The organism is Streptomyces sp. PA03-3a (assembly GCF_033792735.1).
Lineage (GTDB): Bacteria > Actinomycetota > Actinomycetes > Streptomycetales > Streptomycetaceae > Actinacidiphila.
In genome coordinates, this window is record NZ_JARAVM010000021.1 from 99526 (window position 1) to 124769 (window position 25244).

The window sequence follows — 25244 nt, forward strand, 5'->3', positions numbered from 1 at the left end:
CGCTCCATGCCGGTGCGGCGGCCCACTGCAGTGGCGCTATCGGCAAGGCGGACCCGGGTGGCGCCCTGACCGTGCAAGCTGGAATCGACATGTACGGCACATGCGGGTCAGATGTGACGTTCGGTGAATTCCGAAGGAGCGTCCAAGACGTCATCGGTCAGCTCAGTGAGTACCCTGACGTGCAGTATCGTCGCACAAATCAACAGCTTGGCAAGTGGTCGCACAGTTCCTACTACCAGGATGTGTGGCGAGTGTCCCGCTCCGCGGGGCGCTCGCCCTGCCCCGCCGCGGAGGTTTGACATTGTCCGGAGACCTGCAAGCGGCTCGTCGTCTTGTCGGTTGCCTCGTGGGTCCGATCGTCGGAGTGGTGGCCGGGTATGGCGGCATGGCGATGCTGGCCAGGGCCTGGAACGAATGCGAAATAGGAATCAACGCATCGGCGAACTTCTGGTCCTTGATTCCCGTTTTCTTTGCCGCCTGGGGTGCCGCCGCGCTCATTTGGGCAATATCGTTCGGGGCGTTCGGCGGGAAAAGTCTGCTTCTTGCCACGGCAATGGGGATCCTCGGTACACTCTGCATGTACTGGATTCTCATGGCGGGCTGGCGTGCCCCGGACGGCTATCCCGTCAGCGTGAGCGCCTGCGCTCCGGACAACATTCCGCCCTGGTGGCCCCAGTGGTTGCCGTTGTGACAACTGCTGATGTGTGTGGGTTGGGGCTGCAGGGTTGATCTGGCGGCCGACCGCCGCCCCCGGTCGAGCGGGTCAACTCATGCGGAAGGGTTGGTCGCCCCGTACCCGGCCATAGCCGCGGACAGGACGTCCGACCACCAAGGGCTGTCCCGGAACCGCTGGCTGGGTGAGGCGATCCAGTCCTGCTTGCCGGGCTTTGACGACGGCGCAGGCGATCCGGATGGTTTTGTTCACCGACTCGCGGCGTTCCCCCGATGGCCCGGGCCCACCTCACCGGGGCAGCTATCTCGGCCACCACGCCTACAGAATGCCCGATTCGCACAGGCTGTCAGGGTGGCCCGGCGACTGATACCAAGTCGCCAGCATGAGTCCGAGCAGTACCACTGTGGCAAAAACCGTCAATGCCAGGGGTCTCAACAGGCCCTGGCGGCCAGTCAATTTGCGCATCACAGCCCACAGCACGGTCGAGGCCGTCGCCGTACCGATCACCGCCACCACCAACCAGACGAACGGCTGGGCATGGCGACCGAGGTGGCAGCTCGCCCAGGAGTTGAGCAGCAGCACCGCGGCCGCAGACCCCGATCCCAGAAAGACCACCCAGCCGATCAACCAGGAGCCAGCGCTGTACTGCGGGCTGTCGGCTGTGGGGAAAAGCCGTACTTTCTCAGTACCCACGGATCAGCCTTTCGCCATGCTGGTGTGCGCCAGGAATAGTCGGGCAACGGCCGAGCCGCCCAGAGACGCGCGATGCTACATCCAACGCCTTTCCGGCTGGTCGTGGCGATCGGACGCCCGGTGCCCGGCCACCGGCACGACAGCAAGGCATGGGAGGAATCGGGGGGCGAAGGCCGCCGCCGGCAGGACCACGACCATCGCCTGACGGCGGCTATCTGGGCACCGGCCTGGTCATCCCGCACCGCCGCCCACCCGGCGGGAACTCCCCGCAGTGGAAGCAGGAACACAATCGCTCCCACGAACAGGTCCGCGCGCGTCGAGCACGTCTTCGCTCGCATGAAGACCTGGAAGATCCTGCGCGACTGCCGGCTCAGGGGCGACGGCTTCCACCACGCCATGCTCGGCATCGCCCGCCTGCACAACCTCCTGCAGGCTGCCTAACCAACCGACGGGACCGGATCGGCACACCCGCAGACGAGCCTGATCAATTACGGGACAGCCCATAGCTGCCAAAGGCTGGACGAGGGTGGCGGCCAGCCCGAGCGAGTGCCTGACCGACAAAAGGTCCGGGGAACGCGTATTGCGTCCCCCGGACCTTGTTGTTGCTGCGTCAGTGCGTCACTTGACGTACGTGATGCCGTCCGTGGTGATCGCCGGGCGGCCGGAGGTGCCGACGACGACGATCTTCAGCGTGTGCTTGGCGCTGGTGCTCCAGGTCTTGGACCAGATCGTCTGCCGGTAGGCGGTGGTGGAGGACTTGAGGTCCACCGTGGCCGTCTTGACCCCGTCGACGTAGACGTACGCCTGGCCGGAGGTCGAGGCCCGCGAGACCACCCAGCCGACCGAGCGGCCGGTGAACGTCCAGGTCAGGCTGGCGTTCTTGGAGGACGAGGTGTAGGACTTCCCGCCGAGGTAGCTGGTGGAGCTCTTCGTCGACCAGGTACCGGACTTCGTCGCCGAGGTCTCCTGCAGGATCGCCGCCGTGCGGCTCACCGAGGCGGTGGCGTAGTTCCCGGCCGCGTCGGTGGCCTTCAGGCCGTACGTGACCGCGGTGTTCACCTTGCCCGTGGTGCTCCACGACGTGGTGGTCGGGCCGAAGGTGGCGGTGCTGGGGGCGGTCGCCGCGACGCTCTTGAGGGCGCCGTTGTCGGTGGCCTTCCAGGTCACGGAGACCGGCACGGAGGTGCTGGACACCGTGGCGTTGCGGATCTTCACGGACGGGGCGGTGGTGAACGTCGGCCTGGTCGTGTCACCGACCACGCTGTACGAACTCGCCGACGTCGCGGTCTTGTTGTTGTTGTGCACCGCCCGCACGGTCACCGTGTGCTTGCCCGCCGGAACCGTGATCGCCGCGGAGGTGGCGGTACGGCTCGCGGTGGCCGCGACGGCGCCGTCGACCAGGACCTCGAAGCGCTTCACCACGGCGTACGGGGTGGATTCCTTCCACGAGACCGTGGCCGTGCCCTTGGTGTAGTACGAGGTCCCGGAGAGCGTGGCGCCGCTGACGCCGTTCAGCGTCGGAGCGGCGACCCCGGCCGCGTACGAGCGGATCGTGGCCAGCTTGTCGTACAGGTTCTGACCGGGGCACGCGGTGGCGAAGCCGTCACGGTGCCCGGAGATCGGGTTGAACGCGTACGACTTGTTGTAGACCCACGGGGGGCTGTTCTCCGCGCCTTCGACCAGGGTCTGCGTCTTGCTGCCGGGATTGGGGTTGATCCCGTACTGGCCGAGCTTCCACGCGGACAGCGCCGCGATCGAGCCGAGCATCTTGGAGGAGATCGGCGTGGCCGGGACGCGGTTGATGACCTGGAAGGTGCCGATCGCGGCGATACCCCAGCTGCGCGTGTTGAAGCCGTAGGTCTGCGCGCCGATGACCGGCAGGTCCAGGCCGCCGTAGCGGCCCTCGAAGATGGTGCCGCACTTGTCGACAAGGGCGTTGTAGCCGATGTCGCGCCAGTCCTGCGAGAGGTGGTACGCGTAGATCCACCGCACGATCTGGGCCGATTGGCTGCAGTCGTAGTCGGCGGCGGTGTCCGTGTGGTGGACGAAGACCACGTTCACCTTGTCCGCGTAGGGCGGGTCCCCGGCCTCCCGCTTGCTCTCGTCCGCACCCCAGCCGGCGCGGCTCACGATGGCCGGCTTGGCCACGGTGGACGCGGGGGCGGTCGGCCGGGTCGAGCTCGGCGACGGCGAGGTGGAGGGGGAGGCGGACGTGCTCGCGGACGCGCTCGGGGAGGCACTCGTGGACGCCGAGGAGTCCGGTGCCGGGGCCGAGGTCGACGGGGTCGCCGTCTCGCTCGGAGAGGAGACCTCCGGATCCGGCGTGGCCGAGTCGGGCGGGGTGTCGGTCGCCGAGGGGTCGGCAGGCGGAGGCGTGGTCTCCTCGGCGTCCGCCGCGAAGGCGGCGGGCGCCATGGCGACATCGTTGCCGCTCTTCTCGGCGTCGCCCACCAGCTCGAGCTGGAGACCCTTCGGGAGGGTGCCCGACGCGCCCTTCGCCGACACGACCTTGAGCTCGACACCGTTGGAGAGACCCACGTACAACGGTGCCGATCCGCCCCGGGTGGCGCCCTCGGTCTTCGGGTCCGGAGCGTCGTCGTAGTGCGGGTCGACCGCGTGCCAGTCGGACCACCCGCCGGTCTTCACCGAACGGGTGCGCACCTGAACCGTACCGTCCAGCGCGGTGCGCGGGTCGTCCCACGTCACACCGAGCAGGCCGAAGGTCTTCGTGTCGCGCTGCGCCACGCCGCGCTCCCCGCCCTCGCCCTTGAGGGCGAGTGACTGGACCGCACTGGGCACCGGCCCCTTCGAGGCCGCCGACGAGGCGGTCCCCTCCGGGCCGCTGGCCACGGACGCGGCGGTGACGACACCGGCCCCTCCGAGCACGACCGCCCCGATCGCGAGCCAGGCACGCCCGCGCAGACGTATTCGCCGCATGTTCTCTTCCCCGCCCCGTCCCACCCCTGGGTAGCCGTGGGTACCGTTGGTTGATTTTTTAAACCTCAGAAACAGCAAGCGCTTTATACCAGAAGGGCCGGACGGCCCTCACACCGCCGGACGATCACGTCAAAGCGGCCATAACGCCAGGTAACGGAGCCGGGGCCTGGCGGATACTCTCTCTAGGGCGGATCGGGCCGGCCGGGAGCACCGGGAAAGGCAGGCGGCGTGCTGGAAGGGCGACGGGACACCAGGTTCGGGCGGCTGCTGCGGCACGGCTTCAGCGACGCCGTGGCCGCCGAGGCGCTGCTGGGCGGCGAGCAGCTCGCCCCGGTGCGCAGCGATCCGGTCCTGCTCGACGCGCTGGGCGCCACCGCCGACCCCGACCAGGCACTCGCCTCCCTCGTACGGCTCCTGGAGGCCCTCGACGACGGGGAGCGGCGCACCCTCCTCGACACGCTCACCACGGCCAAGCCGCTGCGCGACCGGCTGCTCGGGGTGCTGGGAGCCTCCGCCGCGCTCGCCGACCACCTGACCCGGCATCCGCGCGACTGGCACGCCCTGGTCACCTACGAGCACGCCGACCTGCACCCGGGGACCACGGAGTTCGAGCGCGGGCTGGCCGGGGCCGACGGCCCCGAGTCGCTGCGCGTGGCCTACCGGCGCTGCATGCTGGGCATCGCCGCCCGGGACGTGTGCGGCACCAGCGACCTGGTGCAGACCGCCGCGGAGCTCGCCGACCTCGCCACCGCGACGCTGCGCGCCGCCCTGGCCATGGCCGAGGCGGAGGCGCCGGCCGACGCCGCGCTGTGCCGGCTGGCGGTGATCGGCATGGGCAAGTGCGGAGGCCACGAGCTCAACTACATCTCCGACGTCGACGTCATCTTCGTGGCCGAGGCCCGCCCCGAAGCCGACGAGGCGAAGGCACTGCAGGCGGCCACCCGGTTGGCCTCGCGCATGATGCGGATCTGCTCCGACACCACCGTCGAGGGCAGCATCTGGCAGGTCGACGCCAACCTGCGTCCCGAGGGCCGGCGCGGCCCCCTGGTGCGCACCCTTTCCAGCCATCTGGCCTACTACAAGCGCTGGGCCAAGACCTGGGAGTTCCAGGCGCTGCTCAAGGCCCGCCCGGTCGCCGGCGACCCGGCGCTGGGCCAGGAGTACGTCGAGGCGCTGGCGCCCATGGTGTGGCAGGCCGCCGAGCGCGACCACTTCGTCCAGGACGTGCAGGAGATGCGGCGCCGGGTCGTGGAGAACATCCCCGTGGCGCACCTCGACCGCGAGTTGAAGCTGGGCCCCGGCGGCCTGCGAGACGTGGAGTTCGCGGTGCAGTTGCTCCAGCTGGTGCACGGCCGCACCGACCCGTCGCTGCGCAGCGGCACCACCCTGACCGCGCTGTCCCAGCTCGCCGCCGGCGGTTACGTCGGGCGCGCGGACGCGGCGGCCCTCGACACCTCGTACCGCTTCCTGCGGACGATGGAGCACCGCATCCAGCTCCACAAGCTGCGCCGCACCCACCTGGTGCCGGAGGACGTGGCCGACCTGCGGCGGCTCGGCCGTTCCCTGGGCTTCCGCGCGGACCCGGTGACGGAGCTGCAGCGGGAGTGGCGGCGGCACGCCCGGGAGGTGCGCCGCCTCCACGAGAAGCTCTTCTACCGGCCGCTGCTCGACGCGGTCGCCCAGCTCGCCCCCGGCGAGGTGGGACTGTCCACGGACGCGGCCAAGCAGCGCCTGGAGGCGCTCGGATACGTCGACCCGGCCGCCGCCCTGCGCCACCTGGAGGCGCTGGCCTCGGGGGTCAGCCGCAAGGCCGCCATCCAGCGGACCCTGCTTCCGGTGCTGCTCGGCTGGTTCGCCGACTCCGCGGACCCGGACGCGGGCCTGCTGAACTTCCGCAAGGTCAGCGACGCCCTGGGCCGTACTCCCTGGTACCTGCGGCTGCTGAGGGACGAGGGCGCCGCCGCCGTCAACCTCGCGCGGGTGCTCTCCTCCGGGCGGCTCGCCCCCGATCTGCTGATGCGGGCCCCCGAGGCGGTCGCCCTGCTCGCCGACGACGAGGGGCTCCAGCCGCGGACGCGTGCTGCCCTGGACCAGGAGGTCCTGGCCGCGGTCCACCGCGCGGACTCCGCCGAGCAGGCCGTCGCCGCGGTACGCGGAGTGCGCCGCCGCGAGCTGTTCCGCACCGCGGCCGCGGACCTGGTCGGGGTCCACCGCGACGACCCCGACGCGATCGGCGCCGCCCTCACCGACCTCAACGCCGCCGCCGTCACCGGGGCCCTGCAGGCCGCGGTCAACGCCGTCGAGACGGCCGAGCGCGAGCCCCTGCCGACCCGGTTCTCCGTCATCGGCATGGGCCGCTTCGGCGGGCGCGAACTCGGCTACGGCTCCGACGCGGACGTCCTGTTCGTCCACGAGCCCCACGAGGGCGTCGACGAGCACCTGGCCGCCCGCGTCGCGCTCAAGGTCGCCAACGAGCTGCGCCGGCTGCTGCAGATCCCCACCACCGACCCGCCGCTGCTGATCGACGCCGACCTGCGCCCCGAGGGCAAGAGCGGACCGCTGGTGCGCACGCTGGGCTCGTACGCCGCCTACTACCGGCGTTGGTCGCTGGTCTGGGAGAGCCACGCCCTGCTCCGTGCCGAACCGGTCGCGGGTGACGAGGACCTGGGCGCCCGCTTCATCGGCCTCGTCGACCCGCTGCGCTACCCGGCGGACGGGCTGCCGGAGGAGGCGGTCCGCGAGATCCGCCGGCTCAAGGCGCGTATGGAGTCCGAGCGGCTGCCGCGCGGCGCGGACCCAACGACCCACGCCAAGCTGGGCCGGGGCGGACTCAGCGACGTCGAGTGGACGGTGCAGCTGCTGCAGCTGCGGCACGGCGCGCAGTTCCCCGGACTGCGGACCACCCGCACCCGGCCGGCGCTGGCGGCGGCCGAGGCGGCCGGACTCGTGGCCGCAGAGGACGCCGAGGTGCTGGACGCCGCCTGGATCCTGGCGAGCCGGATGCGCAACGCCGTCATGCTCGTCCGGGCCCGCGCCGGCGACACCTTCCCCGGCGACGGCAAGGAACTCGCCGCGGTGGGGCGGTACCTCGGCTACGAGCCCGGCCACGTGGGAGACATGGTCGAGGAGTACCGCCGGACCACGCGCCGTGCCCGCGCGGTGGTGGAGCGCCTCTTCTACGGCACGGACTAGGCCCTCACCCGGCCGCCGCCCGGTCAGGCCGTGGCGACGCGGACCTGGCGGGGCAACCGGTAGGCGAGGCCACCGTAGACGGCCCAGGAGGCGGCGAAGCCGACGCCGAGGCAGAGGGTGCCGCCGGCGGCGTCCAGCCAGAAGTGGTTGGCGGTGGAGACGATGACGAGCAGGGTGACGACCGGGTAGAGGACACCCAGCACCCGCACCCAGGCCCGCCGCGCGAGCATGGCGACGGTGATGCCGCACCACAGCGACCAGCCGATGTGCATCGAGGGCATGGCCGCGTACTGGTTGGAGACGTGCGCCAGGTCGCCCGATGCCATCGACCCCCAGGTGTGGTGGATCTTCACGGTGTCGATGAACCCGCCGCCCTCCATCAGCCGGGGCGGCGCCAGGGGGAAGAAGTAGTAGCCCAGCAGCGCGATGCCGGTCGTCACGAACAGGACCAGCCGGGTGGGCGCGTAACGCCCGGGGTGCCTGCGGAAGAGCCACACGAGCACCGCGAGGGTGACGATGAAGTGGAGCGTCGCGTAGTAATAGTTCATCCCGACGATGAGCCACGTCACCGAGTTCACGGCATGGTTGACCGCGTGCTCGAAGGCCAGCCCGAGGGACTGCTCGAAGCCCCAGACGTGGCTCGCGTTCCGCATGGCGTCGTCCTGCTGCTCCGGTACGGCGTTGCGCACCAGTGAGTAGATCCAGTAGCTGACGGCGATCAGCAGGATCTCGAACCACAGCCTGGGACGGCGTGGTGCCAGCAGCCCGTTGCCCGTCGTCGCTCCATCGGCGTCACGGGAATCGATGGAGCGCGGCGGTACGCCGCCACTGCGGCGGGCCATGATCTTCGCGGTCGATTCCCCCATGGGGCGATAGTCTGCCATGCGGTCCGGTGCCGTCCGATCAACCCCCGGTGGGATTCCGTGCATCCCGTATACGCCTTCCGGCCGACTGCTGTACGGGTACGGCTGCCCCCGCCTGGGGACCTGATGCCGTCGAACCGCGGACGACCAGTTCGGGCAGGAAGACGAACTCGCTGTGCGGGGCCGGGGTACCGCCGATCTCCTCCAGCAGCGCGCGCACGGCGGCCTGGCCCATGGCGGTGACCGGCTGCCGGATGGTGGTGAGCGGCGGATCGGTGAAGGCGATCAGCGGGGAGTCGTCGAAGCCGACGACGGAGACGTCCCCGGGGACGGACAGCCCCAGCTGCCGGGCCGCGCGGACGGCGCCCAGCGCCATCATGTCCGAGGCGCACACCACGGCCGTGCAGCCGGCGTCGAGCAGACCGGAGGCGGCCGCCTGACCACCCTCGAGGGTGAACAGCGAGTGCTGGATACGGTCGGCCGCCTCCTCGGCGGCCATCCCGAGCACCTCATCCATGCTGCGCAGGAAGCCCTCGATCTTGCGCTGCACGGGGACGAACCGCTTGGGACCGACCGCGAGGCCGATCCGCTCGTGGCCGAGGGCCGCCAGATGGGTGACGGCCAGACGCATGGCACCGCGGTCGTCGGGCGAGACGAACGGTGCCTTGATCCTGGCGGAGAAGCCGTTGATCAGGACGAACGGCACGCTCTGGCCGTGGAGCCGGTCGTAGCGCGCCGTGTCGGCGGTGGAGTCGGCGTGCAGCCCGGAGACGAAGATGATCCCGGCGACGCCGCGCTCGACGAGCATCTCGACGAGCTCGTCCTCGGTCGAGCCGCCCGGCGTCTGGGTGGCCAGCACCGGGGTGTATCCCTGCCGCGTCAGGGCCTGCCCGATGACCTGGGCGAACGCGGGGAAGATCGGGTTCTCCAGCTCGGGCGTGATGAGCCCGACCAGGCCCGCGCTGCGCTGCCGCAGCCGCACGGGCCGTTCGTACCCCAGCAGGTCGAGGGCGGCCAGCACGGACTGGCGGGTGGCGGCGGAGACACCTGGCTTGCCGTTGAGGACACGGCTGACGGTCGCTTCGCTCACCCCCGCCTGGGCTGCGATGTCGGCAAGCCTTGCGGTCACAGGATTGGACTGTACCGGTCGCATCTCAGATCGCCCACCAGATGCACGAATCAGCCGGAAGACGGACGGATCCGCCGGTGGGCGCGACGGGCTCGGAGGAGAGCACCGGCCGCCCGGGAACGGGCAGTTGGACCGGCGCCGACTGGGTGTTGACGGTGCACACCAGGCCGGGCCGGGAGAAGACGAGCACTCCCTCCGGGGCGTCCAGCCAGCGCATCGGCCCGTCGCCGAGGCCGGGCAGCTCACGGCGCAGCCGCAGCGCCGACCGGTACAGCTCCAGCGTGGAGTCGGGGTCGCCGGTCTGCGCCTGGACGCTGAGCCCGCCCCAGCCCGCGGGCTGCGGCAGCCATCCGGCGGCCGGGCCGAAGCCGTGGCTGGGGCCGTCGGTGGTCCATGGGATGGGCACCCGGCAGCCGTCGCGCAGCCCGTCCTGGCCGTTGTCCCGGAAGAAGGAGGGGTCCTGGCGGACCTCGTCGGGCAGGTCGGTGACCTCGGGCAGGCCCAGTTCCTCGCCCTGGTACACGTAGACCGAACCGGGCAGCGCGAGCATCAGCAGCGCCGCGGCGCGGGCCCGGCGCAGCCCGGCCGCGCCGCCGCCGTAGCGGGTGACGTGCCGGACCACGTCGTGGTTGGAGAGCACCCAGGTGGTGGGGGCGCCGACGGAGACGGTGGCGGCGAGGGACTCCTCGATCACCGTGCGCATCGCCCCGGCCTCCCACGGGCACTGGAGGAAGTGGAAGTTGAAGGCCTGGTGCATCTCGTCGGGGCGGACGTACAGCGCCATGCGCCCGGCGTTGGGGGCCCAGGCCTCGGCGACGCCGATGCGCTCGGCCGGCAGCGCCTCCGGCCGGGGGCAGCGGGAGTAGGAGTCGAGCAGCCGGCGCCAGGCGCGGTGGATCTCGTGGACCCCGTCCTGGTCGAAGAAGGGGAGCGTCTGAGAGCCGATCATCTTGACCTGCTCCTTGCGGCCGATGTCGGGCAGGCCGGCGGCCTTGACCATGCCGTGGGCGACGTCGATGCGGAAGCCGTCGACGCCCAGGTCCAGCCAGAAGCGGAGGACGGCGTCGAACTCCTCGCGGACCTCCGGGTGCTCCCAGTTGAGGTCGGGCTGCTCGGGCGCGAAGAGGTGGAGGTACCAGTCGCCGTCCGCGACCCGGGTCCAGGCGGGGCCGCCGAAGACCGACTCCCAGTCGTTGGGCGGCAGTTCGCCCTGCTCGCCCCTGCCGGGGCGGAAGTGGTAGCGCTCACGGGCCGGCCCCCCGCGCCGGTCCGTGAGCGCCGCCCGGAACCACGCGTGCCGGTCGGAGGTGTGGTTCGGGACGATGTCGACGATCACCCGCAGGCCCAGCTCGTGGGCGGTGCGGAGGAGCGCGTCGGCGTCCGCGAGGGAGCCGAAGAGGGGGTCGACGCTGCGGTAGTCGGCCACGTCGTAGCCGCCGTCCGCCTGGGGGGAGGCGTAGAAGGGGGTCAGCCACACGGCGTCGGCGCCCAGTTCCGCCAGGTAGGGCAGCCGGGCCCGGATGCCGGGCAGGTCGCCCACGCCGTCACCGTCGCCGTCGGCGAAGGAGCGCACGTACACCTGGTAGATGACGGCGCTGCGCCACCAGCCGGGAGCGCGCCCCCCGGGGGCGGCCGGGGTCTCGTCGGTCGCGTCGTGGATGACGGGGGCGAGCTCTTGGGTCATGTCGGTCCCTCGTGAGTCGGCGCCGGTCCCTGCCGATGGTTCCGAATCCGCCGCGTGATCGGCAATGCCTTTCATGAATTTGCGGAAGATCGCGTAACGGCTTCCAGAACGGTGAGCGTCCCATGGCGCGTCTCCTGTCTGCAACTGTGAGGACACGCAGATGTAACGATCGGAAGATCTTGCAAGTCTTTGCAGCAAGGTCTTTCGTCGGGCTTTCTTCCCTGTTACGTTCCTCGACAGCCCGGCCGCGGCAAAGGCGCAGTCGGCAGGGGGGACGCGGCGACGCGCCCCGCACCATCACGGGCTTTCATCCTGGAGGAGATCACATGCGGCGTGGCATAGCGGCCACCGCGCTGGTTGCGGCGCTCGGGCTCGCGGCGACGGCTTGCGGCGGCGACAGCGGCAGTGACAAGGCCGGCGGTCCCGTCACCATCACCTGGTGGGACACCTCGAACGCGACGAACGAGGCGCCGACCTACAAGGCCCTGGTGGCGGAGTTCGAGAAGGCGAACCCGAAGATCAAGGTCAAGTACGTCAACGTCCCCTTCGACGCGGCGCAGAACAAGTTCGACACCGCCGCGGGCAGCAAGGGCGCTCCGGACGTGCTCCGCTCCGAGGTCGGCTGGACGCCCGCCTTCGCCAAGAAGAGCTACTTCGTCGCGCTGGACGGCACCGACGCCCTCGCCGACCAGGACAAGTTCCAGGCCTCCCTGCTGAAGCAGGCCCAGTACGAGGGCAAGACCTACGGTGTCCCGTTCACCACGGACACCCTGGCCCTTGTCTACAACAAGAAGCTGTTCCAGGAGGCCGGCATCGCCGAGGCCCCCAAGACCTGGGACGAGCTGAAGACCGCCGCGGGGACGATCAAGAAGAAGGCCGGCGTCGACGGCTTCTGGCTGAACACCGCCTCGTACTACGCCCAGCCGTTCCTGTACGGCGAGGGCACCGACATGGTGGACACCGCCGCCAAGAAGATCACCGTCAACGGCGAGGCCGCCGCCAAGGGCCTGAAGACCTGGCAGGGGATGTTCTCCGGCGCCGGCCTGCACAAGGCGGACACCACCGCCGACTCCTACGCGCACATCCAGGACGCCTTCGTCAACGGCAAGGTCGCCGCGATCATCCAGGGCCCCTGGGAGATCACCAACTTCTACAAGGGCTCCGCGTTCGCCGACAAGAACAACCTCGGCATCGCGCCCGTCCCGGCCGGCTCCTCCGGCTCGGCCGGCGCCCCCACCGGTGGCCACAACCTCTCGGTCTACGCGGGCTCGGACAAGGCGCACCAGGAAGCCGCCATCCAGTTCGTGAAGTTCATGACCTCGGCCAAGAGCCAGACGCAGATCGCCCTGAAGAACTCCACCCTGCCGACGCGCTCGGACGCCTACACCGCCGAGGTCACCGCCGACCCGGGCGTCAAGGGCTTCCAGTCGGTCCTGTCCGTCGCCCAGCCGCGGCCGGAGCTGCCGGAGTACGGCTCCCTGTGGGGCCCGTTCGGCGAGGAGCTGACCAAGGTCGCCGGCGGCAAGGAGCCGCTGGACAAGGGCCTGGACAACGCGGCCACCGCGATGGCCAAGCTGCTGCCCGACTACAGCAAGTGATCCCCGCGGCCGCCGGTCCCGCCCGCTTCCGGGCGGGGGCGGCGGCCACCGGCTGTTCCACCCGGTAAGAAACCCCGTAGAAGAGGGCCAACGATGACAGTCGCCGCCCAGGGCACGGCCGCCAAGACCCGCGGTTCCCGCGAACCGCGCCCCGGTCCGATCAAGCGCCTCAAGCGCTCCTACCAGAAGTACTGGTACGCGTACGCGATGATCGCCCCGGTGGTCGTCGTGCTCGGCGTGCTGGTGGGCTACCCGCTGGCCCAGGGCTTCTACCTCACGCTCACCGACGCCAACAGCCTGAACTCGGCCCGCACCATCGGCGTCAACCACATCGACGCCACCTACGAGTTCATCGGACTCCACAACTACGCCGACATCCTGTGGGGCCCGACGGCGTACGACCGCTTCTGGGCCCACTTCATCTGGACGGTGATCTGGACCGCGGTCTGCGTGACCCTCCACTACGGCGTGGGCATGGGCCTGGCGCTGCTGCTCAATCAGAAGCTGCGCGGCCGCACCTTCTACCGCATGATGCTGATCCTGCCCTGGGCGGTGCCGACCTTCGTCACCGTCTTCTCCTGGCGGATCATGCTCAGCGACTCCGGAGTGGTGAACTCCTTCCTCGGCGCGCTCCATCTGCCGCAGCCCCAGTGGCTGGAGGACAGCACCTTCCAGCAGATCGCCGCGATCGGCGTCAACACCTGGGTCGGCGTCCCCTTCATGATGGTCTCCCTGCTCGGCGGCCTGCAGTCGATCCCCTCGGAGCTGTACGAGGCAGCGGAGATGGACGGCGCCAATGCCTGGCAGCGCTTCCGCAACGTCACCCTGCCCGGCCTGCGCTCGGTCAGCAGCACCGTCGTCCTGCTCGGCATCATCTGGACGTTCAACCAGTTCGCCATCATCTACCTGCTGTTCGGCAGCGGGGCCCCCGACGCGCAGATCCTCGTGACCTGGGCGTACTACCTCGGCTTCGGCCAGCAGCCGCGCGACTACGCGCAGTCCGCCGCCTACGGCGTCCTGCTGCTGTCCATCCTGGTCGTCTTCACCGCCTTCTACCGCCGCTGGCTCGCTCGCAACGAGCAGCTCGCCGGCTGAGGGGATCGCAGCATGAGTACCACCACCAAGACGACGGTCCCGGGCCCCGGCCTCGGCGGCGACCCGCTCGCCCCCCCGGCGCGCCCGCGCCCGAAGCGGATCCGCGGCCGCGGTCAGCGCAGCCGCACCGCCTCGGTGCTGTCGCACGGCGTGCTGATCACCGCCAGCGTCATCGCGCTGTTCCCCATCGCCTGGCTGGTCTTCCTCTCCCTCGGCCCGGACAAGGACGACTACCTGCACCCGGGCCGGATCCTGGACAAGGCCGGCTTCGCCAATTACTCCTTCGTGCTGGAGCACACCAGCTTCTTCACCTGGATGGGCAACACGGCCATCATCGCGGGCGCCACCTGCGTCATCGGTGTGATGATCGCCGCCACCACCGGCTACGCGGTCTCCCGGATGCGCTTCCCGGGCTACAAGAAGTTCATGTGGGCGCTGCTGGTCACCCAGATGTTCCCGGTCGCCGTGCTCATGGTCCCGATGTACGTGATCCTGTCGGACCTGGGCCTGATCGACACCTACGGCGGCCTGATCCTCGTCTACTGCAGCACGGCCGTGCCCTACTGCGCCTGGATGCTCAAGGGCTACTTCGACACCATCCCGTTCGAGATCGACGAGGCGGGCCGGGTCGACGGACTCAGCCCCTTCGGCACCTTCTGGCGGCTCGTGCTGCCGCTGGCGCGGCCGGGACTCGCGGTCGCCGCCTTCTACACCTGCCTCACCGCCTGGGGCGAGGTCGCCTTCGCGACCACCTTCATGCTCGACGACGGCAAGTACACCCTCGCCGTCGGCCTGAGCAGCTTCGTCAGCGAGCACGACGCGCAGTGGAACCTGATGGCCGCCACCGCGGTCCTGATCGCCATCCCCGTCAGCGTCGTCTTCTACCTCGTGCAGAAGCACCTGGTCACCGGCCTCACCGCCGGCGCGGCCAAGTCCTGACCCGTACCACCCGCATCCCCCGGGGCGCCCGGCCCGACCGGCCGGGTGCCCCGCCCCCGCCCCATCGCCGCACCGAGCCTTCCATCCTCCAAGGGATCACCATGACCCAGTACCTGGCGGACTCCACCCGTCATCCCCACACCTCCGACCGGCCCGTGGCCACCACGGACTGGTGGAGAGACGCGGTCATCTACCAGGTGTACCCCCGCAGCTTCGCCGACGGGAACGGCGACGGCATGGGCGACATCCCCGGCATCCGCGAGCGCCTGCCGTACCTGCGCGACCTCGGCGTCGACGCCGTCTGGCTGAGCCCCTTCTACGCCTCCCCGCAGGCCGACGCCGGCTACGACGTCGCCGACTACCGGGCCATCGACCCGATGTTCGGCACCCTCCACGACGCCGACGGCCTGATCCGCGACGCCCACCGGCTGGGTCTGCGGATCATCGTCGACCTGGTCCCCAACCACTCCTCCGACCAGCACGAGTGGTTCAAGCAGGCGCTGCGCGAGGGCCCCGGCTCGCCGCTGCGGGCGCGCTACCACTTCCGTCCTGGCAAGGGCGAGGACGGCGAACTGCCCCCCAACGACTGGGAGTCCGTCTTCGGCGGACCGGCCTGGACGCGCGCTGCCGACGGTGAGTGGTTCCTGCACCTGTTCGCCCCGGAGCAGCCGGACTTCAACTGGGAGCACCCGGCCGTCCAGGACGAGTTCCGCTCGATCCTGCGCTTCTGGCTGGACATGGGCGTCGACGGCTTCCGCATCGACGTCGCGCACGGCCTGGTCAAGGCCGACGGCCTGCCCGACATCGGCGCCCACGAGCAGCTCAAGCTCCTTGGCAACGATGTCCTGCCCTTCTTCGACCAGGACGGCGTCCACGAGATCTACCGCTCGTGGCGGCGCATCCTCGACGAGTACTCCCCCAGCCTTCGGCCGGGGGTGCCCCCACGCCCGCGCATCGCCGTCGCCGAGGCCTGGACCCCCACCGTCGAGCGCACCGCCAACTACGTCCGCCCCGACGAACTGCACCAGGCCTTCAACTTCCAGTACCTCGGCACCAAGTGGGACGCCGCCGAGCTGCGCGAGGTCATCGACCGCTCGCTCGACGCCATGCGCCCGGTCGCCGCGCCCACCACCTGGGTGCTGTCCAACCACGACGTGGTCCGCCACGCCACCCGGCTGTCCTCCGACGGGAAGAGCCACGACCTGCGCCGCGCCCGCGCCGCCTCGCTGCTGATGCTGGCGCTGCCCGGCTCCGCCTACGTCTACCAGGGCGAGGAGCTGGGCCTGCCCGAGGTCACCGACCTGCCCGACGAGGCCCGTCAGGACCCGGCGTTCTTCCGCGCCGCGGGCCAGGACGGCTTCCGCGACGGCTGCCGCGTCCCCATCCCGTGGACCGCCGAGGGCACGAGCCTCGGCTTCGGCAGCGGGGGCAGCTGGCTGCCGCAGCCCGAGGGGTGGGCGCGGCTGAGCGTGGCCGCGCAGACCGGCGACCCGGGCTCCACCCTGGAGCTGTACCGCTCCGCCCTGCGGCTGCGCCGTGAGCGGGACGGCCTCGGCGCGGGCGAGTCGGTCCGGTGGCAGGACGCCCCGCAGGGCGTGCTCTCCTTCCGCCGGCCCGGCTTCGCGTGCACCGTCAACACCACGGCCGCGCCGGTGACACTGCCCGTGCCGGGCGCGCTGCTGCTGGCCAGTTCTCCCGTGGAGGTCACGGCGGACGGGGTAGTCGTCCCGGCCGACACGACCGTCTGGTGGGCCGTTTGACGTGCGCCGCGGTCGCATAGGGTCTGCAGGTGTGAACACCACAGCCCGACTCGCCGACATCGCGGCGCAGGCAGGGGTCAGCGAGGCCACCGCCAGCCGCGTGCTGAACGGGAAGGCGGGGGTCGCCCCCGCCACCCGGCAGAAGGTGCTGGCCGCCCTGGACGTGCTCGGCTACGAGCGTCCGGTGCGGCTGCGCCAGCGCAGCGCCGGCCAGATCGGGCTGATCACCCCCGAGCTCAACAACCCGATCTTCCCCGCCTTCGCCCAGGTCATCGAGCAGAACCTGACCGGCTACGGCTACACCGCCGTGCTGTGCACCCAGCACCCCGGCGGCTCCACCGAGGACGAACTGGTGGAGGCGCTCGTGGAGCGCGGGGTGCGCGGCATCGTCTTCCTGTCCGGGCTGCACGCCGACGTCACCGCCGACCCCGAGCGCTACGCCCGGCTGCTCGGCCAGGGCGTGCCCTATGTGCTGGTCAACGGCTTCAACCCGGCGATCGCCGGACCGTACATCTCGCCGGACGAGCGCGCCTCGGCGCGCATCGCCGTCCAGCACCTGGTGGAACTCGGCCACCAGCGCATCGGCCTGGCCGTCGGCCCCAACCGCTTCGTGCCCGTGCACCGCAAGGTCGAGGGCTTCGTCGAGGCGCTGGGCGGCCTGCTCGGGCTCGGCGAGGAGCAGGCCGGGGAGTACGTCCGGCACACCCTCTTCTCCGTGGAGGGCGGCCACGCCGCCGCCGGGGCGCTGCTGGACAAGGGCTGCACGGGCATCGTCTGCGGCAGCGACCTGATGGCGCTGGGCGCGGTGCGCGCCGTGCGGGAGCGCGGGCTGACCGTCCCCGGGGACGTCTCGGTCGTCGGCTACGACGACTCGCCGCTGATCGCCTTCACCGACCCGCCGCTGACCACGGTCCGTCAGCCGGTCGAGGCGATGGGCGCGGCCGCGGTGAACGCCCTGCTGGAGGAGATCGGCGGCAACCCGGTGCAGCGCTCGGAGTTCGTCTTCCAGACGGAACTGGTCGTCCGCGGTTCCACGGGTCAGGCGCCCGGCGCCGGCCGGCGTTCCTGAGGGCCTTCCCGACGGCGGGGCCCGCCGGGCATCACGCGTCCCGCGTGCGGATGCCGAGGCGGGCCCTGGACCTGCCCCGGGCGGGGCGCAGCGGGGTGGCTTCTCCGGTCCTGGGCCCGTCCCCGTACCGGGGGCGCGGTCCGGCCGGCCGGGCGCGTGGGACCCGCCGTCAGGGGCGGACCCCCGGCCGGCCGAACCGGGCCGAAGAGGAACGTAACAGCCGTTCCGGCCGGGACGGAAGGCCCCTGCAGAAACTTTCTGCAAGATTCTGCAGGGGCGTTGCGCAGGGGCATGATCGCAGGTGAGAGGCCACATGGCCCTCGGCCGGAGGCCGCTCAGGGCGCGATGCCCACACCGTCCAGGCGGCTCCATGCGCGCTCCTGGGCGGCGGACAGCGCCGGCCAGCGCAGCGCCCCCGGCCGCGGGTACACGCGGGAGGCGTAGGAGCGCGGGACGTATCCCGGCTCGAAGAAGCACCCGGTGCCGTAGGCGGCGTCGAACGCCGGGCAGGAGGCCGCCACCGAGCGGGCCGTGGGCCGGTGGCCCGTCCGCACCCAGGTCGCCAGCGACCGCATCGCGGCGGCGTACTCCGAGGAGCTCAGCTCGCTGTGCTCGCTCTCCCGCGTGAAGTTCTGCACCAGCAGCCCTCCGCGGTGGGCCCCTTCCAGGGAGGCCCGGTAGGCCGCCTCGTGCTCGACGAAGGCGGTCGGGTCGTCGATGGCGTGGACGGTGAGCACGGGGATCGACACGGCGCCGGTGACGTCGCTGTCGAAGGACAGGTCCCGCCGGGCCGCCGGGTCGGCGGCGAAGCGCTCCACGCCGGCGTTGAGGGCCGCGTCGTCGTGCGAACCGGAGTAGCGGACGGTGTCGTTGCCGAACGGGTTACGGCCGCCCAGCCGGTTGTGCACGATGTCGCGGAAGGTGAAGGTCGCGAACCGAAGGTGCGACTCCAGCGTCCGCTCGGGAAGCCTCGTCACGGCCAGGATGTCGTCGAGGTTGCGCTGCTGCAGGGCGGTGCGCTCCTGCGGGGCCGAGGAATAGCCGGTGCACTCCTGCAGGCGGGCGCGCAGTCCGGTGGCCGTCATCGTGGAGTCGGCGCGCAGCCCCATCCACAGCGGGTACTGGGGCTCGGTGGGCCTGGGGTGGTTGCGGCAGTAGTACTGGTAGACCACGCGCAGGTCCACCCGGTAGTCGTAGCCGCGCGAGCCCCCGCCCAGGACGCCGCTGGTCAGCAGGGCGCCGTCGTACGGCGACCGGTGACCGACCGCGTAGATCTCGGCGACCTTGGCCGCCACGTTCCCGCCCCAGGACTGGCCGTGGACGAAGGTCCGGCGCGGCGTGCCGAAGCGCTGCACGAACAGCCGCCGCACGTTCTCGGTGTCCTCGGCCGCCATCCGCGTGCCGTAGCCGCCGCGGCGGTAGGACGAACCCGCCCAGGCGTAGCCCTCCTTCACCATGACCGACCAGCGCGTGAGGTCCCCGACGCTGCGCTCCGGGTCGGAGGTGTCGCCGAGGTCGGGGCCGCCGTGGGCGTGGACGACCAGGGAGCCGTTCCAGTCGTGCGGGACCGCCATCGCGTAGTGGGCGCCGTTGGCGTCCTGGCCGCGGTAGCAGGTGGCCTGCGCCGTCAGCTCGGCCGGACAGTCGGCGGGGGCGGGCGCCGTCCCGGCGGCCGCCGCGGGTGGGGGTCCGGCGAGCCCGGTGGCGAGGAGGGCGGCGATGCCCCCGGCCGCCAGGGCGATACGGCGTCGTGCGGCTCCGGAACCGGTGCGTCGTGGGGAATGCCCGGTGAGCATGGTCTCGTCCTCCCGTGGTCACCCGGCGCGTCGTCGCGCGGGGGCCCCGATGTTTCGGGACGCGGTGGCGGGGGTCCAGAGCCGTGGCCATTGCGTTCATAGTGTTCGGTGATCCACCGCCGGGGGAGGGATGCTGACGGTGTGTCACACGCGACGCACCGCCGCCCCGGCGGGGCTGTTGGAAATCCTTGCGACATCTTGCTGTAAGCCCTTCGCAAGGAGTACGGTCCCGGTCACTGGTCCGGCACCGCTGCCGGACCACGGCTCATGGCGCGTGGGCTCCCAGAGGTACAACCGTCCGCACACGGATTCCGCAAGGAGAACACCCCGTGGCCCAGCACACCGGGCTGCCCGCGTCCACGCGCCCACGCGCGCGCAGACGCGGAGCCGCAGCCGTCGCGGTGGCGGCCCTCGCCGCCGCCTTCGCCGTCCCCGCCTCGGCGCCCGCCGCGCAGGCGGCCGCCCCGCCCCCGCCGCCCTCCGACGGGGCGCTCGCCGCCCGGGCGGCGCGTCACGACCTCACGCGGGAGCAGTTCTACTTCGTACTGCCGGATCGTTTCGCCAACGGCGACCGGTCCAACGACAGGGGCGGTCTGACCGGCACCCGGCTCAGCACCGGCTACGACCCCGCCGACAAGGGCTTCTACCAGGGCGGCGACCTCAAGGGACTCACCGACCGGCTCGACTACATCAAGGGCCTCGGCACCACCGCGATCTGGATGGCGCCGATCTTCAAGAACCGGCCCGTACAGGGGACGGGTGATGGGGGTACCTCCCAGGGCGAAGCCTCTGGGGGAGCCTCGGCCGGCTACCACGGCTACTGGATCACCGACTTCACCCAGGTCGACCCGCACTTCGGCACCAACGCCGACCTCAAGGCCCTGATATCCAAGGCCCACGCCAAGGGCCTGAAGGTCTTCTTCGACGTCATCACCAACCACACCGCCGACGTCGTCGACTACGACGAGAAGTCCTACGGGTACCTCTCCAAGGGCGCCTTCCCCTATCTGACGAAGGACGGCGTGCCCTTCGACGACACCGACTACGCGAAGGGCGCAAAGGGCTTCCCCGCCGTCGACCGCGACTCCTTCCCCCGCACCCCCGTCGTCACCGCGGAGGACAAGGTCCCGGCCTGGCTCAACGACCCGACGATGTACCACAACCGGGGTGACTCCACCTTCGCCGGCGAGAGCTCCGAACAGGGCGACTTCTCCGGCCTGGACGACCTGTGGACCGAGCGTCCCGAGGTCGTGAAGGGCATGGAGGAGATCTACCAAAAGTGGGTCCGCGACTTCGCCGTCGACGGCTTCCGCATCGACACCGTCAAGCACGTCGACCTGCCGTTCTGGACCCAGTGGGCCACGGCCCTCGACTCCTACGCCGCCAGGCACGGACGCGACGACTTCTTCATGTTCGGCGAGGTCTACTCCGCCGACACCTCCATCACCTCGCCCTACGTCACCCAGGGCCGGCTCGACGCGACGCTCGACTTCCCCTTCCAGGACGCGGCCCGCCAGTACGCATCCCAGGGCGGCTCCGCAGGCAGGCTCGCCTCGGTCTTCGGCGACGACTACAAGTACACGACCGACAAGGCCAACGCGTACGAGCAGGTCACCTTCCTCGGCAACCACGACATGGGCCGCATCGGGACCTTCCTGAAGCAGGACAACCCGAAGGCCGACGACGCCGAACTCGTGCGCCGGGACCGGCTCGCCAACGAGCTGATGTTCCTCTCCCGCGGCAACCCGGTGGTCTACTACGGCGACGAGCAGGGCTTCACCGGCGCCGGCGGCGACAAGGACGCCCGCCAGACGCTGTTCGCCTCCAAGGTCGCCGACTACCTCGACGACGACCAGCTGGGCACCGACCGCACCCACGCGAGCGACGCCTACGACACCGGCGCCCCCCTCTACCGGGCGATCGCGAAGCTGGCCGCGCTCCGCAAGGCCCATCCGGCGCTCGCCGACGGCGTCCAGACCGAGCGCCACGTCACCGACGGCGCCGGGATCTACGCCTTCTCGCGCACCGACCCGAAGACCCGCACCGAGTACGTCGTCGCCGTCAACAACGCCACCGAGGCGCGGACCGCCGACGTCCCCACCGGCTCCGCGAACACCGCCTTCACCGCCCTCTACGGCACCGAGGGTTCCGTGACCAGCGGCGCCGACCGGAAGATCGGTGTCACCGTCCCGGCGCTGTCCACCGTGGTCTACAAGGCGGGCAGACCGCTCGGCGCCCCCGCCACCCGGCCGTCCCTGACGCTGAAGGCCCCCGCCGCGGGTGCCACCGGCACCGTCGAGCTCTCCGCCGACGTCGACGGCGGGCAGCTCAACCGCGTGGTCTTCGCCGCGCAGACCGGCAACGGCCCGTGGAAGGTGCTCGGCTCCGCGGACCACGCGCCGTACCGGGTCACCCAGACGGTCGGCGACGACGTGACGCCCGGCACCGCGCTGCGGTACAAGGCCGTCGTGATCGATTCCGCCGGCCGGACCGCCGCCGCCACCGCCCGGACCACCAGCGGCTCCCCGGCCCCGCCGGAGACCCCGGTGGCGAGCAGCCGCGACTACGCCGTCGTCCACTACAAGCGGGCCGACGGGAACTACGCCGACTGGCGCCTGTACGCCTGGGGCGACATCGCCGACGGCGAGGGCACGACCTGGCCCGCGGGCCACGACTTCATCGGCCGCGACGCCTACGGCGCCTTCGCCTATGTGAAGCTCAAGCCGGGCGCCTCCAGTGTCGGCTACCTCGTCATCGACAAGGACGGCACCAAGGACGTCGCCGCCGACCGCTTCATGGACGTCACCAGGACGGGCGAGATCTGGGTCGAGCAGGGCAAGGAGGCCGTCCTCACCGAGGCCCCGCCCGGCACCGAGCCGGGACAAGACAGGTCGAAGGCCGTCCTGCACTACCACCGCGCCGATGGGGATTACAGCGGCTGGGGCCTGCACACCTGGACCGGCGCCGCGAACCCCACCGACTGGACCGCCCCGCTGCAGCCGGTGCGCACCGACGCGTACGGCGCCGTCTTCGAGGCGCCGCTGGCCGCGGGCGCCACGTCCCTCAGCTACATCGTCCACAAGGGCGACACCAAGGACCTGCCCGCCGACCAGTCGCTCGACCTCGCCACCTACGGGCACGAGGTGTGGCTGCTGAACGGCACCGAGAAGTACCTGCTGCCCTCGACTTCCGGCTCCTCCGCCGACCTCGACCTGTCCTCGGCCAAGGCCCAGTGGATCGACGCGGACACCGTCGCCTGGAAGACCGGTGACACCGCCGCGAGCCACCAGCTGGTCTACGCCCCGGACGGCGGCCTGACGATCAAGGACGGCGCGCTGTCCGGCGAGGGCCACTGGCTGCGCCTGCAGCGCGTCGCGGGCGGTCTGACCGACGCCCAGAAGGCCCGCTTCCCGCACCTGAGGGACTACGCGGCCTTCACGATCGACCCCCGCGACCGCGACCGCGTCCGCACCGCCCTCACCGGGCAGGTCGTCGCCACGCAGCGGCTGGCCACAGGGGCGCTGCTGTCCGCCACCAGCGTCCAGATCCAGGGTGTCCTCGACGACCTGTACGCGGCCAGGGCCACCAGGGCCGTCCTCGGGCCGGTCTTCAGCCACGGCAGGCCCACGCTGTCCGTGTGGGCCCCCACCGCCCAGTCCGTCTCCCTGGAACTGGACGGACGCACCGTCCCGATGCGGCGCGACGCCGCCACCGGTGTGTGGAGCGTGTCCGGCGAGCGGAGCTGGACGGGCAAGCCATACCGGTACGTCGTCAAGGTCTGGGCGCCCAGCGTGCAGAAGGTCGTCACCAACAAGGTCACCGACCCCTACTCGGTCGCCCTGACCGCGGACTCGAAGCAGAGCCTGGTGGTCGACCTCGACGACGCGAGGCTCGCACCGGGCGGCTGGTCGCACCTGGCCAAGCCCAAGGCCGTGGGCCTGAACAACGCCCAGATCCAGGAGCTCCACATCCGGGACTTCTCCGTCGCGGACTCCACCGTCCCCGCCGGGGACAAGGGCAGGTACACCGCCTTCACCGACACCGGCTCCGCGGGCATGACGCACCTGAGGGCACTGGCGAAGGCCGGAGTCTCCTACGTCCACCTGCTGCCGGCCTTCGACTTCGCCACCGTCGCCGAGAAGAGCACCGACCAGGCCACCGTCGACTGCGACCTGGGCGCCTACCCGGCCGACTCCGACAGGCAGCAGGAGTGCGTGGCCGCGGTCGCCGCCAAGGACGCCTACAACTGGGGCTACGACCCCTTCCACTACACCGTCCCCGAGGGCTCCTACGCCACCGACCCGGACGGCACCAAGCGCACCGTCGAGTTCCGGAGGATGGTGCAGGGCCTCAACCAGGCGGGCCTGCGGGTCGTCATGGACGTGGTCTACAACCACACCGCGGCGAGCGGCCAGGACGACAAGTCGGTCCTCGACCGGATCGTGCCCGGCTACTACCAGCGCCTGCTGGACGACGGAACCGTCGCCGACTCCACCTGCTGCTCCAACACCGCGACCGAGAACGCGATGATGGGCAAGCTGGTCGTCGACTCGATCGTCACCTGGGCGAAGGAGTACAAGGTCGACGGCTTCCGCTTCGACCTGATGGGCCACCACCCGAAGGCGAACATCCTCGCCGTCCGCAAGGCGCTGGACGCGCTCACCCCCGCGAAGGACGGTGTCGACGGAAAGAGGATCATCCTCTACGGCGAGGGATGGAACTTCGGCGAGGTCGCCGACGACGCCCGCTTTGAGCAGGCCACCCAGAAGAACATGGCCGGCACCGGCGTCGCCACCTTCTCCGACCGGGCCCGCGACGCGGTCCGCGGCGGCGGCCCCTTCGACTCCGACCCCGGTGTCCAGGGTTTCGCCTCCGGCCTGTTCAACGAGCCCAACGGCTCCGCCGCCAACGGCAGCGGGGCCGAGCAGCGGGCCCGCCTGCTGCACTACCAGGACCTCATCAAGGTCGGCCTCACCGGCAACCTGAAGTCCTTCTCCTTCACCGACAGCGCCGGCAAGGAGATCACCGGCGCCGAGGTCGACTACAACGGCTCGCCCGCCGGATACGCGGACGCCCCCGGCGACGCCCTCGCCTACGCCGACGCACACGACAACGAGTCCTTGTTCGACGCGCTCGCCTTCAAGCTGCCGAAGGGCACCTCGCCCGCCGACCGGGCGCGCATGCAGGTCCTCGCCGAGGCCGTCCCCGCCCTCTCCCAGGGCCCGGCGCTCTACCAGGCGGGCTCGGACCTGCTGCGCTCCAAGTCCCTGGACCGCAACTCCTACGACTCCGGCGACTGGTTCAACGCCGTCCACTGGGACTGCGGCGCGGGCAACGGCTTCGGCCGCGGCCTGCCGCCGAAGGCGGACAACGAGTCCAAGTGGTCCTTCGCCAGGCCGCTGCTGACGGCGGACACGCTTCGGGTCGGCTGCGCCGAGATCACCGCGGCCTCGGCCGCCTACCGGGACCTGCTGCGGATCCGCTCCACCGAGCCGGCCTTCGGGCTGACCACGGCGGCCCAGGTCCAGGAGCAGGTGTCCTTCCCGCTCTCGGGCGAGGACGAGACCCCGGGCGTGATCACCCTGCGCGCCGGGCGGCTGGTCGTGGTCTTCAACGCGAGCCCGAAGGCCCAGGACCAGCGGGTCGGCGCCCTCGCCGGGAAGGGCTACGCCCTCCACCCGGTGCAGGCCACCGGCTCCGACGCCGTGGTGAAGCGGTCCTCCTACGACACCGCCTCCGGCACCTTCACCGTGCCGGGCCGCACCGTGGCGGTGTTCGTCCGCACGTAGCGCCACGTTCCGTCACCGCCCGGCCGG

At 71.1% G+C, this 25244-nt stretch carries 14 protein-coding genes and 1 pseudogene; 9 read left to right on the forward strand and 6 right to left on the reverse strand.

The features are described from left to right. The first annotated feature begins 346 nt into the window (after nucleotides 1–346). Nucleotides 347–691 (forward strand): hypothetical protein, encoded by a 345-nt coding sequence (locus PV342_RS24715; RefSeq protein ID WP_400801982.1) that lies wholly within the window; start codon nucleotides 347–349, stop codon nucleotides 689–691. A 300-nt stretch (nucleotides 692–991) separates the two neighbouring features. Here the strand turns inward: PV342_RS24715 and PV342_RS24720 are convergent, their stop codons facing one another. Further along, on the reverse strand, nucleotides 992–1366 hold the full coding sequence (locus tag PV342_RS24720) for a hypothetical protein (protein WP_500318700.1): 375 nt from the start codon (nucleotides 1364–1366) through the stop codon (nucleotides 992–994). 39 nt (nucleotides 1367–1405) lie between these two features. On the opposite strand from PV342_RS24720, the pseudogene PV342_RS24725 reads away from it, so the two are divergent. After that, nucleotides 1406–1807: pseudogene (locus PV342_RS24725) on the forward strand (transposase family protein); the annotation flags it as partial. Between the two features lie 177 nt (nucleotides 1808–1984). On the opposite strand, the gene PV342_RS24730 reads toward PV342_RS24725, so the two are convergent. Beyond that, the gene (locus tag PV342_RS24730) at nucleotides 1985–4303 is read right to left on the reverse strand and encodes an N-acetylmuramoyl-L-alanine amidase (RefSeq protein ID WP_400801978.1); all 2319 of its coding nucleotides are present in this window, start codon (nucleotides 4301–4303) and stop codon (nucleotides 1985–1987) included. Between the two features lie 228 nt (nucleotides 4304–4531). Between PV342_RS24730 and PV342_RS24735 the strand changes: the two genes are divergently transcribed. Continuing rightward, a complete protein-coding gene (locus tag PV342_RS24735; protein ID WP_500318701.1) occupies nucleotides 4532–7495 on the forward strand; it encodes a bifunctional [glutamine synthetase] adenylyltransferase/[glutamine synthetase]-adenylyl-L-tyrosine phosphorylase in 2964 nt (987 codons plus the stop codon). A 23-nt stretch (nucleotides 7496–7518) separates the two neighbouring features. Here the strand turns inward: PV342_RS24735 and PV342_RS24740 are convergent, their stop codons facing one another. From PV342_RS24740 to PV342_RS24750, 3 genes are read right to left on the reverse strand one after another with little or no spacing between them, the layout of a single operon-like run. Further along, nucleotides 7519–8361, reverse strand: a complete 843-nt coding sequence (locus PV342_RS24740; RefSeq protein WP_386988989.1) for a phosphatase PAP2 family protein — start codon at nucleotides 8359–8361, stop codon at nucleotides 7519–7521. Nucleotides 8362–8398: 37 nt separating this feature from the next. Further along, a complete protein-coding gene (locus tag PV342_RS24745; protein WP_400801973.1) occupies nucleotides 8399–9487 on the reverse strand; it encodes a LacI family DNA-binding transcriptional regulator in 1089 nt (362 codons plus the stop codon). A gap of 25 nt (nucleotides 9488–9512) precedes the next feature. Then, nucleotides 9513–11171: a glycoside hydrolase family 13 protein gene (locus tag PV342_RS24750; RefSeq protein ID WP_500318702.1), complete on the reverse strand. Its 1659-nt coding sequence runs from the start codon at nucleotides 11169–11171 to the stop codon at nucleotides 9513–9515. A gap of 326 nt (nucleotides 11172–11497) precedes the next feature. Here PV342_RS24750 and PV342_RS24755 point away from each other — a divergent pair, with 326 nt between their 5' ends. From PV342_RS24755 to PV342_RS24775, 5 genes are all read left to right on the forward strand, one after another. Further along, nucleotides 11498–12769, forward strand: a complete 1272-nt coding sequence (locus PV342_RS24755; protein WP_400801969.1) for an extracellular solute-binding protein — start codon at nucleotides 11498–11500, stop codon at nucleotides 12767–12769. A gap of 93 nt (nucleotides 12770–12862) precedes the next feature. Continuing rightward, nucleotides 12863–13864 carry a carbohydrate ABC transporter permease gene (locus tag PV342_RS24760; protein ID WP_386989000.1) on the forward strand — a complete coding sequence of 334 codons (1002 nt, stop codon included), beginning with the start codon at nucleotides 12863–12865 and terminating at the stop codon, nucleotides 13862–13864. Between the two features lie 12 nt (nucleotides 13865–13876). Beyond that, entirely contained in the window at nucleotides 13877–14803 is a 927-nt protein-coding gene (locus tag PV342_RS24765; protein WP_400801966.1) for a sugar ABC transporter permease, read from the forward strand. 101 nt (nucleotides 14804–14904) lie between these two features. After that, nucleotides 14905–16563 carry a glycoside hydrolase family 13 protein gene (locus tag PV342_RS24770; protein ID WP_500318703.1) on the forward strand — a complete coding sequence of 553 codons (1659 nt, stop codon included), beginning with the start codon at nucleotides 14905–14907 and terminating at the stop codon, nucleotides 16561–16563. Nucleotides 16564–16594: 31 nt separating this feature from the next. Continuing rightward, nucleotides 16595–17632, forward strand: coding sequence for a LacI family DNA-binding transcriptional regulator (locus PV342_RS24775; protein ID WP_360998839.1), 1038 nt, complete (start codon nucleotides 16595–16597; stop codon nucleotides 17630–17632). A 335-nt stretch (nucleotides 17633–17967) separates the two neighbouring features. Here the strand turns inward: PV342_RS24775 and PV342_RS24780 are convergent, their stop codons facing one another. Continuing rightward, nucleotides 17968–19428 (reverse strand): hypothetical protein, encoded by a 1461-nt coding sequence (locus PV342_RS24780; RefSeq protein WP_400801960.1) that lies wholly within the window; start codon nucleotides 19426–19428, stop codon nucleotides 17968–17970. Nucleotides 19429–19757: 329 nt separating this feature from the next. Here PV342_RS24780 and pulA point away from each other — a divergent pair, with 329 nt between their 5' ends. Beyond that, nucleotides 19758–25217 carry a pullulanase-type alpha-1,6-glucosidase gene (gene pulA / locus PV342_RS24785; RefSeq protein ID WP_500318704.1) on the forward strand — a complete coding sequence of 1820 codons (5460 nt, stop codon included), beginning with the start codon at nucleotides 19758–19760 and terminating at the stop codon, nucleotides 25215–25217. Nucleotides 25218–25244: the final 27 nt, after the last annotated feature.